This window comes from Candidatus Aquicultor secundus (assembly GCF_002791875.1).
GTDB lineage: Bacteria > Actinomycetota > Aquicultoria > Aquicultorales > Aquicultoraceae > Aquicultor_A > Aquicultor_A secundus.
Window position 1 is genome coordinate 1 of sequence record NZ_PFNG01000020.1, and the last position, 13962, is coordinate 13962.

Here is a 13962-nt window from a genome sequence, read left to right on the forward strand (position 1 = left end):
CGCCCATATATGGCGGATTAGCGACAACTACATGGTATTTCGGGCTGAGATAGTCCGCCTGTTTCAATACTTGCAGCACCTTGTCATTCGTCTTCGATAAGAACAGATTGCCGGCCACTTTCTTCACATCCAGCATCTGTATGGTATCCGCCGCATCGGTCACAGTAGGGCGAATAAGCGAGCCAAAATTATCCGCTTCTTCAAACTGGCGAAGAGTCGTGTATAGATTGGTTGTAAAGAGATCATGGCCGACCTCATCCATATAGGCCTTAAGCTCATCTGCTTCAAAATGGATGTTATCCAACACACAGATATTTGGCTGAATTCCCTTTCGGAAAAACTGGCGGTTTTTACTCCGAGCTTTCATGGTGAGTGCAAATGCAGCCAGCACCCCGGCACGCTCGTCTATCTCAATACCGTAAAGATTGTTGGTAAGAATCTTTTCTGGAATCTCGGAAGGCTCGTAGCCTTCCTCTTCGTAGATGGCATGGAGCAGGTCGAAGGCATAGACCAGCATATGCCCGCTACCGCAAGCCGGGTCGCAGATTTTGATTTCCTCCGGTGAAGTAACCTTTAAGAAGTCGGTTTCCGGCTGCTCTGGCTTGATATAGTAGTCCATCTGCTCTATCAAGCGAGAGCCCGGGCGATTGAGCATCCACAATCTACCAAGAGAGTTTTCCACCAGGTAGCGCACAATCCAATGCGGTGTGAACAGCTGTGTGGCGGCAGGAATATTTTCCGGTGTGATCTTCTTGTTCTTCTTTAAGCCCTCAAAGACCTCGTCTTTCTTTTCGGAGATATAAAACTGGTAGAGCCAGCCGATAACTTCAACATCTTCACACGCATCCGGGGTCATAGCCTCGCGGGTGTAGGTTAAAATTGATGTACCCGAAAGAAGGTCATCGGGCATTAATAGCTCGGTATAATCATCTATCTTCTCAAATAGAAACTTCATCGTTGTGTGGTAATAATTACAAGCGGCAACAATAAGCAAGCGGTATGCTTCTTGCTGAGGGTCACGGCTAGGGGTCATGCCGTTAAGTAACGCGAACACTTGTTGTCTGATTTTATCCGGCACTATCTCTTCATCAATGTGCCCCATCTTAGCCTCAGCAAGTATCTCTGGCTGGAACTGCCCTTCAGCCGGTGATACAATACCGATGCGGGTGTAGCGATTTACATCCATAAAGCGCAACGCGCAAAACCGGTTAAACCAGGTGTAAGCAACCTTTTCAACAACCTGTTCGTTTGATGTTTTGCGAAGCTGCTCCTCTAAATCACGGACAGCACGCGAACACTCGCGCCTAGCTGTGCTTTCAGAAGCAAGAACAAATTCCATTTTAACCGTCACCTGATCGATTAGGTAACGCCTGGCATATTGAGCAAATTTTTTTAGTTTAGCTGTCTCCATACGTTAATCCAGTTCATCCTATACACGATTCTAAACACGGCTATACACTTTTATGCGCCTTTTATGCGTCAGGCGCATAAATACGCGGCGGGCGCATAAATTAACGTTTACGCTTGTAAATAGCACTCTTTCGCTCACCTATTAGTCTGATATGATCGCGCTTTTTAAGTTTACTAAGAAGTTTATACGCCTGGTTATGGGTTATTCGGCATAACTCCATAACTTCTGCCCGTTTAATAGACCCGTGTTTATCAATATAGTTCAAGACCATCTGTTCCTGCTGAATCGGATCGAAACCCGCTTGCCTGACATAGGCTGCCTTTTGGCCAGCTTTGCTATACATCTTGGCGCTCAGCGTATACGTTCGCCCTCGCCCGGTTCCATGCGCCTCAACCAACCCCGCCTCCATTAAACCTTCGAGCGCCGAGCGTGTTTCTTGCTCGGATTTCTGAGTAGAAGGCACAAGATCGGTTGTTGTCAGCCGTCGCTCCTCGCGAAGTCGAGACATGATAATAAGACTATCGAGCGGCATGGCCCTTTGGGTGCGCGCTTCCTGGTTAAGAACCAGCTTGAGAAACTCCATATCCGCTTCGGTATTGCTTACCCGCAGAACAACAGAGGTAGAATCGGAACGCCCATAATCTGGCGCAGGACGTCCGTAACGGAGCAATCCTTCAAATATCCGGTCAATACCTCGCCCCGTGCGCTCGGATAATCCTATTCTCTTGGTAATGTCGGCCAGCAGAGGATTACGCGGTCGCGGCTCGGTAACGAGCAAATTATCTATCGTTACACCTTCTACAAAACCGCCCGGATTAGAGATAGTCATCCCATCGTTTTCTATGCGAACATGAATAGCGCCAAGGCGGGAGTAGTCGCGATGCACTAGAGCATTTACGAATGCTTCGCGAAACGCGCGGCGATCAAAGTTAGGAACCGGAACTCTGAATAGACCGACTTCAAGCTCTTGCTCAACTACGCGAGCCTTAAAAAGTTGTTCGATTTCTTCAAACGTCTGCAACAACGGTTTACGGAAGAATTCGTTTACGCGAACATCCGTACCTTCTAAGACCTGAAACGCAACTTCATGAGACGGAACGCTTAACCGAAGCATTTCCTCACGTCCAAGAAATAGAAGGCCGGCTAACGTTGGGTGGCGTATGCCTTCAACCTGTGTTGTTAATCCCAGCGCACCATCCAGCTCTTCATCTGATAATGCCAGCAATGTTGCGTCCCCGCCGTAACGACGGATTGCTTGCCGCATGCGCTCGCGCTCAAGCGGGTTGAGCTCCTCGGCGTTTATTGATGTAAGCACTATTGCGGAGGGATCGGCAAGACCAAGTGTAGATTGCCGTTGCATAAACTCATGAGGATAAAATGGAATCGCCTCAGGTTTTCCGTTAGCCATCAGTCTTCTTCGCTGCAGCAAACCCTCGGAGGTCGATACAATTGCCTTTGATTTAGGAACGTGTATAGATGCCACTAATCCATTGTCCGAACTAATATTTTCGGCGGTGACCGCAAGCGATGGGTTGGTTTTGTTGGCAACCAAAGCTGTTAAGCCTACCGCATCTTGATGCTCCGGATGTAAGCCTGTTATTGTTCCATCATCTTCAACGCCCAGCAAAAGATAGCCGCCCTCAGTATTGGCGAGTGCGACAACGGCAACGATAAGCTCGCGATCGGATAATCGCTTCGTGTCGCTCTTAAATTCCATTGTAAGCGATTCGCCTTGCGCTATCAGTTGCTTTAACGATTCTTTATCCATATTTGTCAACAACCCCTAAATCTGTATCCGCTTACCGGCTTTGATCTCTTTTAACAGTGCGTCTCGCAGAGATTTCAGGTAGTCATCCACATCTGATTCATCCGCCAGCCATGCTTTGCCGAACGGAACCTTAATGGATTTATAGGCGATGTATTCAATAGGAGGTTTAGCATTTCCCGGTTGCTGAGCATCTGCTGCATATTTGCCGAGCTGTTCCAATAGTCTCGGGTACTCATCTTCCTCAAACGATCGAACCGTATCTCGAATAACCGCGATGAGCGTATTTTGTTCAATTCTGTCTGAAGCATCTTTAAAAGGCTCAGTAAGCTGGATTTGTTGATCAGGTGACAGCGACGCAAACTCATCCATAGTCTCTAATTTGGTTTTCAAATCGGTCAGAGATAGTTTAGCTACAGCTACTTCAGCGCTAAGCTGGCTGCTCGTTCTAGCCTGTAGCGCATCCACCAGCGCCTTTAGCTGCTGCATTTGGTTGCCCTTAAAGCAGAGTGGATCAGAAAGAATAGCTTGAATCTGCACCGCTTCAGCTCCTCCGACATAGGAGAGGTTCGGTTTCTGTTCCTCAATGCATATTCGCGCTGATTCGTAGATGCCTTTTTGGGGGCCGCTCATAAATGCGCGAATCGGATTGATGGTCTGCTCCTTCATGTTCAGCAAGTCGTCTTCTTGCTTCATGAGGTCATCCAGATACCAGGTGTATGACTTTCCGATACATTCTTTTATTCGGTCAATAACAGGATTTAGGGCGGTTAAAAATGGATATCGGCCTGCCTGGGCGGTTAATAGATCTAGCTCGTGCAGCAGTTCTTGGAATGACGCCCCCGTCTCTTTGCCCAGTGCTTTCGCTTCGCTTTCCTGGGATGGACCGTCAAAGAAATCGGCATAGAATTCCTTAAGTCGGCGAACCTGTGATGCAGAAAATTCTGTTTGCGGTGTTAAAATAACATTGCCGGAACCGGCTGTATTGCGCAAAGCGCGCTCCAGGTCGGCACCTTCAAGAATATTACTATCAACACTCACCTCGATTTTGCCCCTGGCGCAGAGTTTTGCAAGTATGCAAAGTATTGCCGCATAATACCAGCCGTAAGGCTTACGTTCAAATCTTTCAACCAGAGTTTTTAGCGTTGTTTTTAAACCGTTCCTATAGTTGCCTTGAATAAATCCCGACATATCTTGTTCGGCCTCAGAAAGCGTTGCTGTATCGGTCCCGAATAAGCCTTCTTCGGAATGTTTTAGGCATGTAGCGATATCATTCTCGGTGTAGGTAATACCTCGTAGCATTTTCAGATTTGGATACGTCCGCTGAATCAGCTCGTGAAACCCTTGGATGATTCTTGTCTGCGCGTCTTGGCTGCCGATCTCAACCTCGCTACCTGCTATAAACAGTTTCGCTTGCCCGATAAGACTTTGGGTGCGTTGCTGAATTTCGGCGCGCCGTTCGTCGTTTAGCGCGCTTTTGTTGTGCAAAATCATTTTCACGGTATCTTGCTGGGTTATTGACGTATGCTGACGCGTATATTTAGCTGTCTTTTTGTACATTTGGATGTCGCTTACAAGCCGGGCATCGAGCGGCATGACAATCATTAGTTCGTCGCGTCCCATGTTTTGCATACGAAGCATTTCCTCATTACCGGCATGCTCATAAAATGGGCTAATGATATGTATTGTCAGCTCACGTTCACGCCCGTGAATCCGATCGTCGAGCTTTCGCGAATACGGATAGTCTTGACCGTTATCGATAAAACGAATTTTGTTGCTTTTTATGATATAATCAAAAACTATGCTTTCCAGTTCATCCGTAACATCGGATGTTTCTATATCCGTAGATTTGATTTCCTCCTCGACATCCTTTTCCTCATCAGTCAAATATTCATATTGGTCTACATTGCGTTGTATATAGGTTTGCTGTTCCAAAAGGTTAAGCGCTTCCTCAACCTGTTTGCGTAACTCCGGCATGTCCTGGTTAAACTTGTCCAGCATCAACACACACAGATTGCGAACAGTGGCTTTAAATTCTCTAACATATTTAACAAGAAACAATGCTTTTAGAAGGCGAACAGCAAACTTATTATCGAGCTGCTGCTCTGCCTTCAGTATGGAACTCTGAATGTTTGCTTTCAGCGCGGTGCGAATACCTTCAAACATCAGATCAAATGGGGCGAGCTGGCCAATATCATGATCTCCAATATGAACAGCGACCTGTTGAAAAACACCGAGCATCGAACGCTCACCGACGGAGCTATGCTTTCCCTCAAACGCATTATGTTGCGACAGATTCTGTATTGCGGACTGAAAGAGTACGTACTGGTATGGGATAAACGGATAGCTACTAATAAAATGTTCGCGATCTTTAAAGTTGCGATAGGTCTGCGATCCATCGGCAAAATCGAACAGCGTTTTAAAATTGTTAACCTGCTCATTATGGATATGCGAGAGTACGGCGATACTTTCATCGTTCTTCAGTAAGAGACGCTTCTGGATTACTTCCGCAGCATTTATGCTAGTAAGCTTCATGCGAATTCGAAAACGATCCTGAATCTTGTAGAAATCATTGCCCTGCTGTTTTCCCATCTCGCCGATAACGGTATCCATATCTTCCTGGGCAGTGACGACGACCCAGGCACGCCCTTGGCATTTAGTTGCCAGACTTTCGGCAATCGTCTGCAGGTTTAGCATCAGCTTTACATTACCTGCTATGTATTGCCCAACCTCATCGACAAAGAAGTTTAGACGGAATTCAGGCCCTTTTTGATCTATATATACCTTAACCTGTTCAGCGAAATCCTCGATAGATACGCGATATTCACTCCGGTATTTATCCAGAATTCCGAGAGCAATTTCCTGTGGACTGCCGGTTACTTTAGCATATGCTCGCGCTACATTTTCGGATTCGAGAAGCGCCTGCTCGCGACCCTTATGCCAGTCTGTGCCCGAAATATCTTTATATGCGGTCTTAAACTCATCGTAAAGGCCTCGGCTATCGAGATCGCGCTCGAATCGGGCAATGTGCCCCTGCTTACCATAGTAGCCACGCATTTCATCGAATACTTTTACGAAAACCGCAAGCAGTGCATCTGTCTGAGTTTTGCTGATGACATCCGCTTTTTGATCAATATTAAAAAGAATGCTTTGTGATGGAATGGCTACAGCTCTTTTAAGTTCAGCCTGAAGGATTGTATTATCGATGCACTTAGGTAGAAACAGGTCGAGAGCCAGTATGCCATCAATTGGACGATTCTCAATCAATATGGCCAGCATTTTGAGCAAATGCGATTTACCTGAGCCAAAGAAACCGGAGATCCATACACCGTTTATCCCTTTAAGTTCATTGTAGGCATCAAGAAACGCATCGAGACGTTTCTCCAGTTCATTAGTGAGCACGTACTCCTCAAGCTCCAGTTGAAGACTCGCTGCATCATCCGCTTTTATAACGCCTTCAATATTGCGATCAACCGGCTTTTCAAATATCGTCCGTAACTTCATTGAGCGCCCCTCTTCTATACTTCGTAATGATAGATGTTGAAAGCCCGATAATACTTGTCATCCTGGAGCTTGCCGAATAAATCAAGCGAAGCTCCGGATTCTAGCGAGTGGGTATAGTCGCCGGGGAAAAACATGACTGTTGGTTTTTCCTTAGCCGTACTCTGCAAATTATTTAGGACATTATGAGATCGAATATACGGAAAGACTTCGCCGACACCTGATATAAACATAACATCATAGTCAGATTCCCTAATCATTCCGGCAATGGCCGGTATCAGATGAGCCTCAGGGTCGAGAACGCTCTGCAATAGTTCTTTTAATTCATCTTTGGTTCTTGTCTCTTCTGTTTCCAGTATTCGCTCAAAGATACCTCGTTCTTTTAAAAGCGTTATCGAAAGATCATAAAGATTTATGCTGAGTACCTGGATACCTGATTGTTTTAATTTATTGGTTAGTCGCTTCTCGGTCTTTTCCATTTCAACAGCCTCTTTGGGATCAAACGGACAAATAAAGAAGGGCACCTCATTGCCCAACCCCTGCTTTTTTAAAAAGCGCTGGCTACTAATCACGTTTTGAAGGTGCTCAAATCGCTCTTGCATTGGCCGAGTGCTCATATCTTTTCCTATCTAAACCACTCCTTTAAGCTCTGATTCCATCGTCGGATATATCAGAAGATCTTCAGGTGTGGTTTGACTAATGGTTCTTATGAAGCGTGGTGTGAGTATTACTGCGTTTATTGTCTTACCTGAGGTTAGCAAATCTGCCTCTCGAAGTATTTTAAACAAAACTTGCCGCATTTTTTGCCTACTTAGGGCTGTGATTTTGTCAACTTCTTCATGCCACTCCGCTTTCTTATTGAAAAATGCATCAAAGTCCTCGTTGTTAAGGTCATACCTTAGAGTTAGAAACCGCTCCCTAATGACCTCGACTGCAAACTCACGAATAAATTTGTACCGACGACAAACAGCTAGCCACAGTAGATAGCCTTGTTCTTGAGCTGTCCCATCTATAAGAAGATCGAGTTCGTTTTTCGTGAGTGTTTGAAGCCGAATGCTGATTTCTCTATAGTTTCGTTTCGTAGTGCTAGTAGTCCTAGCTTGTAGCACATTATTTTCAAGGACTGTTTTGTAGACTTCATTCCAATCGTTTGTATTAGCATATAGCTCAGCGATTCTAAGTGACTCCTGGCGGAATAACCCACCCGTTGTAAACGACATGCGATATTTTTCCGGTTTCATTAAGCACAGAACCTTCTTAAATATTTAAATTCAATAAACAAAAACTGGTAATTCACTACGGTTTGGTGCGGTTTCCTATATAATACACTACTCTACGGTCGTATACATATGGAAATGCTGTTGATTCTGCGCAAAACGCAGCGCATACCGATGCGTTGCCTTGAATTACGATTCAAACTCATCGGAATCCGCTTCACTAATAATACTGAAAGGCTCGTTTCGCTCAAAAGAATAAAAAAGAGGGCCCAAAAAACCAGACCCTCTGCCCTATTTCGCATTTAATTTATTATATAGCGATGCGAATTGAGAGAGCCCTGTCAGGCATCACTAAGTAATTTCCCTAACACCTATGGCACCTGTTAGCAATATGTTAGCAAAATGCAAAAAACCACCAGATATCCTCTAGTGGTTTCTCTAAATTGCCTGATTACGTAGTGGGCCCTGTAGGATTCGAACCTACGACCAAGGGATTATGAGTCCCCTGCTCTACCAGCTGAGCTAAGGGCCCGTCTTTAATTAAAAATCTCAGCTTTGCATCAAGCTGAGAGCTTCACCGAACTCCTTTAAGTTATCTTCAAAAATCAATATCTCTCCGAAATTCAGCATCTAAACTTTAGCAAGTATGACGGGGAAAATCAAGTGCGGAAAGCCTGCTGCCCCAAGCGTGCAAGTCACAAGCCGGGTTAGCGTAACTCCAGCATGATTCGCGGTCTACGGTCTATCTACTGTAACGATTAGTTAAAATAATTTCATCGTGGTAAACATTGACACAACTAATGCGGATTAAAGCTGTCGGAGAAATGCAAGGAGTACGGTGGTCTAGACCATAGGAACCTGTTGTCGTTGCTCCTGGTCTTTGGCTGATTCTTTGAGTTTTACCAGGCGCACGACGGTGCCTTCCTGGTGTTCTGTGATACTTACTTCGTCCATTAGTGCGGTCATGAGAAATATCCCCCTGCCCCGATGACTCGGACGACCGTTAGTGACGGGTAGTCTCGCTTTGAAGACACCCTCATCGGCAACCTCGATCAGTATTTTGTCCGGGTCACATTCGATAACCAGGTGGATAAAATTCTCTTCTCCATGGGGCGACCCATGCTCGATTGCATTCGCCGCTGCCTCGCTGACCGCTACCTTCATCTGATAGATATCGGTCTCGCCAAAGCCGCATTCTTCGGCAACCTCTTCGACTTCTTGCCGGATCAGGGACAAATTCTTCCTGTGGCTCTTGATATCCAGCCTTCTCTTTACATGATGGTTATTCATTCCCACTTGGACGCTCTCCTGTCATACTTGCCAGTGCCTCATCAACAGAGGAATACAGCGAAAACGCCTCCGCGAGCTTAGTAATTCCAACTATCTCGAGTATTTTTATGACGTTCTCGTTGGTCACAACCAGGCCGACCTTTCCACCTAGCGGACCGCTTCTTTGGATACTCAAAATAATCAGCGCAATACCGGCACTATCTATATAACTGACATCAGAAAAATCCAGAATAACGGATGCATGGCCTTCATTTATAAACGCCATTATTTTGCTCTCAAGCTCAGGGACAACATAGTGGTCGATTTCACCGTCAACATCTATAATTGGAATTCGGCCAGGTAATACCTGTACTTCCAAGTTAGCCTCCCCTTCCTCAGTGTTACCGCGCCATAGTATTGCGATCCAGCCGATCACGAGTACGCGCTCCAGTCTCATCCACTAAATCGCGTTTAGTCACCTGAAACATCCTTAAGGATAATACTCTTTCTTACCAATTAAAAGACCAATAAAAACGTGATTGTCCATGGTCACCGGTCGTCCTAAAACCGCAAGCAACTGGATTATGCAGCATTATGTTCCCAAATTGCCTGCAAATTAAGCATGCCATGTCTTGTCGCAACCAGGCGCATAGAGCCTTAGCTTATAATATTAGTATCTAAGTATAGCAAAAAAACGGTGGCAAAAATATGCCGGAGTTTCGTCCAAAAGATCGAGGTATATCGGCGCTTGAAGACAGGCATGCAGAAGAAGATATAAAGCTTAAAAGCGCTGAAGCTGGTAAGAAAACGCACGCATAACAAACCTATGCGGCTTTACCTACGGCCTCCCAGATACCGGCCAAGCTATAATATGTCCCTTCGGGCATATTGTGAAGCATATCCAAAACATCCTGGGGAGCGTTATTATCTCCGGCATAATCGATGATCTGCTGCTTGTTTGCCGGAAAACTCATGCCCTCTAAGAAGTGCGTAATTTTTGCCGCTGAAACCACAGGAACAACCTCCCGGTAGTAATATTTACTTCTGGATACCCTGCGCGGATCGGGACTAAACCCGCGCCTAAAAATCACGACCGATGTGGCGAAGCGAATCATCGGTGGGCAACTCGTTACCAGCGTCATCGGCGGATTCCGAGGCCTGCAAGTACGCAACCGATGCCCTGACGCGCGAGATTAACTGCTTGTACTCACCGTAAGCGTTGCTTATCATCGTCATCCCGCGGGCGATTTTATTCTCAAGGATCTGCTCCATCTCATCCAACTGCCTGGCAACCGTTAAAAGGTGGTTCTGCAGGTTCTCCATATCAACCGACCGGGAATACTGCAAGTGCAGGCTATAAAACGTGAGGACGTACGGTATGGTCATGCTGTATGACATAAGGATTACATGGCGCTTGTAGGCATCGAGATATGCCTTTTTGCACACCGAGAAAACCGAATCGGGAACGGCGGCTATCGCCCAAGGCGCGGTGACATCGGGGTCGATGTACTGGCAAACCTCTTTAATACGCCGTCCGACCTCTTTTTCTATCTGATCCGCGATCCCGGTCTTCACCTTCTCGTCCTTTTCCTCCTCCAGGGCAATAAGAAGGCTGGTGGCGGGCCATTTCGAGTCGATGGGGAGGACTTTTTTATCGGAGAGCCGAAGGCCAAATTCAACCACCTTGCCGTTCACGCTAAAATTGTACGCGATCATCTCGTGGGGGAATAGCTTAAATATCTCGTTGAGGATGTTTTCGCCGGCTTGGCCTTTGGAGTAACTGCCGACGATTACGCTCTCCAGGCGTTTTACAGCTTGCCTGCTCTCGTCCTCAAGGTGCTTGCGCGCTTCGTAATCGACCTTTAGGTACTCGATCGCGCGCTGTGTTTTTAGAAGCTCCTCGCGCAGGATATCCTGGCCGTGCCCACCGAATTCCAGCCGCGATTTCATGTCCTGGATGAGCAGATTCTGCCGCTCCAGCGTGTCGCGCAGCACCGCCGCATCCCCACCGGATCTGCGAGAGGAAATAACGACGATGGCAACCACAAGGACAGCGATAAGCACCAGCAATACTGCTACAGTTGCATCCATATCCGCTCCATAACTTTTGCTTCAAAGAAACTATGGATAAAAACAACAACCAATCGTTTTAACTATACCAGATATTAAAGCGATTGGTCTTAATGCTAGGAACAGATAGCGCCTGGTTAAAAAGAGCGAGTCCAAGCTTGCTTTTTAACAACAAGTGGTAACTTTGCCGGCAACCGATATCGTCACGATCTGCTGGTTGTCGTCGATTACCAGCAGATGGTCTTCGGGAACATCCCGCCACTCCTCGTCGGTCAGAACCTCCGAGGCAACAAGGACGGTTTTCATATCGGTGAGCGGGTTTTTTCGCACCACATAGAACAGCCCACGCCCATTGCGGTATGCGTAGAGACGCCTACCGCTCGACATCAAGAAGTTCTTACCGCCCTCAAACCCATTTTCCTCGAGCCACCCGGCCGCCGAACACATACCCCGGGCTTCATCACCCGTTTTTCGTATATGCTTAAGTATCAGGGGAAGTATCTCTCGCTGTCGGTCTCACCCTTGAACTTGACGCCGGGGAGTTCTGCTTCAATCTCTTTATATCTCTCCATCGCCCCGTTATGCGCAAAGATCCAACCCTTCGAGTAGAACGGATGCGTGTTCTGAATCGATATATCTCCATACTTTGCGTCCCTCAAGTGGACGATAACCAATGGCGACCGCAACTGCTCGACCGTCTCCGAGAAAAGCGCGTCCCTGTAGGCAGGGTGAGGTGCCTTCACGATGCGTATATTTCTTCCGCCCGGCAGGCAATCGATAGATCCGATGCCCCAACCATCGTGATGCTTATATGATAATTCTATAAATGGTTTTACGCCCTCTAGTACCGGATTCTTTATATCGACAGGAGAATCCGATATTGCTCCAAAAAGCCTACACATCTAAATGCACCTCCTAACAGCCTCTTTTTACCCTTGATTTTCCAGATCATAACGTGTTCACGTGGGGTAACCATAAACTGGGTCTTACGGCGCAGTCTTGCGGATCTGTCGCTAAACGATCTAGCCGATCTCTTCGGTGTAGTAAGCGGTCTGTCCCGGCGACTCCTCGACACCAACCCTGATCAGGCCGATATTTACGGCCTTCATATTCTCAAGGTCATCCTTTAGCTTCTGGCACAGGTAGTGTGCGAGAAGCTCAGCCGTACAGTTTGGAATCGGGAGAATCAAGACATCCGACTCAGGAAACACAAACTTTTTATCCCTAAACAGGACCTCGGTATTACCATCGTTATCGTTTATCTTTATATGCTGATTCTTTGAGGGAATCAGCGTTTTATGGTCAAGCGCGTTGCAATGGTGCTCGGCGAATTCCTTCAATACTATAAAATCAAAGATATAGCCGATCCCATCAAGGTCACCTTCCAGATCGACTGAAACGGCATAGTTGTGTCCGTGCAGCCGCTCGCACTTTTCCCCAAAAACAAGAAAGTGCGCCGCACTGAATTTCAGATAATCCTTTTCCACATGAATAGAGTATTTCCCCATGATAAAAAGAGTATTGCGCGCGGGAGGATTTGTCAACAGCCATAAAACCTACTCAACGGTGAGCCCGTAATACGGAAAGAGCTTTTGTTTCACGCTTAAAATGGTGGCGGCCGTCGCCTGCTCGAGCGATCCGGCAGTAGACATCGTCGCAATAACCGCCTTGTCCCTAAGCCTTACCGGGCAATGGGTTTGGGCTTTGGTGGTACAAACATCCTGCCATGTACTCGGCGTGTAATCATCCAAGGTCACTTTTGCAAGGCCGGCTGTCAACAGGGCCCACGCTCTTGGAACAACCTGATAAATCTGATACCCTCCGCCGCCAAGGGCAACCAGTCTCCCGCCGCACACCTCGTGCGCCAGCTCGTCGATGGCCGCATAGAGGAACTCGTATGCATTTGTGGTCAGGCTTAACTGCGCCAACGGGTCCGTATAATGGGTATCACAGCCGTTCTGGGATACGATCAAGTCCGGCTTAAATGCTTTGATTATCGGTGGCACGATTTCGGTGAACGCCTTAAGATAGAGGTCGTCGTTGACATCCGGCTCAAGCGGCACGTTAACTGAAAAGCCTTCACCCTCGCCTCTGCCGATCTCGTCGACAAATCCGGTCCCCGGGAAAAGGTATCGCCCGCTCTCATGCAGCGATATTGTGAGAACGTCCGAACGATCATAAAACGCCCATTGCACGCCATCACCGTGGTGGGCGTCGATATCGATATAGGCGACTTTGACGCCGTATTCCTTGGCTGCGTAAGCAATCGCACATGCCGCATCGTTGTAGACGCAAAAACCCGAAGCCCTATCCCTCAACGCGTGATGCAGACCGCCGGATATGTTAATTGCATTACAGGTCGTTCCTTCCATGACCAGCTCGGCGGCACGGATTGAACTCCCCGCGATAAGGCTTGAAGCCTCATGCATGCCTTTAAATGCCGGGTTATCCCCAGGTCCGATCCCGAATTCATATCCCTTTATGGGCTCGCCACCGGTCTCGCTTATCTTTTTTACGGCATTTATATACTCCCAGGCATGAACCAGCATGAGTTCCTCGTCCGTTGCCATGCGGCCCGGAACAACCTCTACGCGTTTTTTGTCAAAAACGCCGTAATCCTTCAACAACTCGTATGTCAGCTCTAACCTTATGGGTTGCAGAGGATGCGTTGGCGAAAAATTATATTCCTGAAACTCTTCATTGTAGACAAAGTAGGTAATAGTCTCGCT

13 protein-coding genes and 1 tRNA gene are annotated in these 13962 nt (G+C 47.1%); all 14 read right to left on the bottom strand.

Translation table 11 applies throughout. From position 1 onward, the window contains the following. On the bottom strand, positions 1-1411 hold a 1411-nt coding region (pglX, locus tag COY37_RS00670; RefSeq protein WP_286975506.1), incomplete at its 3' end, for a BREX-1 system adenine-specific DNA-methyltransferase PglX. A gap of 100 nt (positions 1412-1511) precedes the next feature. Beyond that, on the bottom strand, positions 1512-3179 hold the full coding sequence (locus tag COY37_RS00675) for an ATP-binding protein (protein WP_286677976.1): 1668 nt from the start codon (positions 3177-3179) through the stop codon (positions 1512-1514). A 15-nt stretch (positions 3180-3194) separates the two neighbouring features. After that, positions 3195-6680 (bottom strand): BREX system P-loop protein BrxC, encoded by a 3486-nt coding sequence (gene brxC, locus COY37_RS00680; protein WP_286677975.1) that lies wholly within the window; start codon positions 6678-6680, stop codon positions 3195-3197. A 14-nt stretch (positions 6681-6694) separates the two neighbouring features. Then, entirely contained in the window at positions 6695-7279 is a 585-nt protein-coding gene (locus tag COY37_RS00685) for a DUF1788 domain-containing protein (protein ID WP_286975511.1), read from the bottom strand. 27 nt (positions 7280-7306) lie between these two features. Then, the gene (locus COY37_RS00690; protein WP_286677973.1) at positions 7307-7918 is read right to left on the bottom strand and encodes a DUF1819 family protein; all 612 of its coding nucleotides are present in this window, start codon (positions 7916-7918) and stop codon (positions 7307-7309) included. Positions 7919-8353: 435 nt separating this feature from the next. Further along, positions 8354-8426 (bottom strand) — tRNA-Ile (locus COY37_RS00695). 311 nt (positions 8427-8737) lie between these two features. Then, the gene (locus COY37_RS00700; RefSeq protein WP_286677814.1) at positions 8738-9184 is read right to left on the bottom strand and encodes an ATP-binding protein; all 447 of its coding nucleotides are present in this window, start codon (positions 9182-9184) and stop codon (positions 8738-8740) included. Beyond that, positions 9177-9542 carry an STAS domain-containing protein gene (locus COY37_RS00705; RefSeq protein WP_286677808.1) on the bottom strand — a complete coding sequence of 122 codons (366 nt, stop codon included), beginning with the start codon at positions 9540-9542 and terminating at the stop codon, positions 9177-9179. Before COY37_RS00705 ends, COY37_RS00700 begins: the two co-directional genes overlap by 8 nt. Positions 9543-9987: 445 nt before the next feature. Continuing rightward, on the bottom strand, positions 9988-10278 hold the full coding sequence (locus tag COY37_RS00710; protein ID WP_286677809.1) for a DUF2795 domain-containing protein: 291 nt from the start codon (positions 10276-10278) through the stop codon (positions 9988-9990). Beyond that, a complete protein-coding gene (gene rmuC / locus COY37_RS00715; RefSeq protein WP_286677810.1) occupies positions 10244-11254 on the bottom strand; it encodes a DNA recombination protein RmuC in 1011 nt (336 codons plus the stop codon). Before rmuC ends, COY37_RS00710 begins: the two co-directional genes overlap by 35 nt. 144 nt (positions 11255-11398) lie before the next feature. Then, the gene (locus COY37_RS00720) at positions 11399-11680 is read right to left on the bottom strand and encodes a class II glutamine amidotransferase (RefSeq protein ID WP_286975516.1); all 282 of its coding nucleotides are present in this window, start codon (positions 11678-11680) and stop codon (positions 11399-11401) included. A 41-nt stretch (positions 11681-11721) separates the two neighbouring features. Next, positions 11722-12135 carry a class II glutamine amidotransferase gene (locus COY37_RS00725; protein WP_286975519.1) on the bottom strand — a complete coding sequence of 138 codons (414 nt, stop codon included), beginning with the start codon at positions 12133-12135 and terminating at the stop codon, positions 11722-11724. 120 nt (positions 12136-12255) lie between these two features. Beyond that, a complete protein-coding gene (locus COY37_RS00730) occupies positions 12256-12720 on the bottom strand; it encodes a 6-pyruvoyl trahydropterin synthase family protein (RefSeq protein ID WP_286677812.1) in 465 nt (154 codons plus the stop codon). A gap of 69 nt (positions 12721-12789) precedes the next feature. Then, on the bottom strand, positions 12790-13962 hold a 1173-nt coding region (locus COY37_RS00735; protein ID WP_286975523.1), incomplete at its 5' end, for an acetoin utilization protein AcuC.

Excerpts from the sequence above, each read along its gene's own strand:
- brxC (WP_286677975.1), bottom strand. The coding sequence starts at position 6,680 with ATGAAGTTACGGACGATATTTGAAAAGCCGGTTGATCGCAATATTGAA.
- rmuC (WP_286677810.1), bottom strand. The coding sequence starts at position 11,254 with ATGGATGCAACTGTAGCAGTATTGCTGGTGCTTATCGCTGTCCTTGTG.
- COY37_RS00700 (WP_286677814.1), bottom strand. The coding sequence starts at position 9,184 with ATGAATAACCATCATGTAAAGAGAAGGCTGGATATCAAGAGCCACAGG.
- COY37_RS00685 (WP_286975511.1), bottom strand. The coding sequence starts at position 7,279 with ATGCAAGAGCGATTTGAGCACCTTCAAAACGTGATTAGTAGCCAGCGC.
- COY37_RS00720 (WP_286975516.1), bottom strand. The coding sequence starts at position 11,680 with ATGTGTTCGGCGGCCGGGTGGCTCGAGGAAAATGGGTTTGAGGGCGGT.
- COY37_RS00690 (WP_286677973.1), bottom strand. The coding sequence starts at position 7,918 with ATGAAACCGGAAAAATATCGCATGTCGTTTACAACGGGTGGGTTATTC.
- COY37_RS00710 (WP_286677809.1), bottom strand. The coding sequence starts at position 10,278 with ATGATTCGCTTCGCCACATCGGTCGTGATTTTTAGGCGCGGGTTTAGT.
- COY37_RS00675 (WP_286677976.1), bottom strand. The coding sequence starts at position 3,179 with ATGGATAAAGAATCGTTAAAGCAACTGATAGCGCAAGGCGAATCGCTT.
- COY37_RS00725 (WP_286975519.1), bottom strand. The coding sequence starts at position 12,135 with ATGTGTAGGCTTTTTGGAGCAATATCGGATTCTCCTGTCGATATAAAG.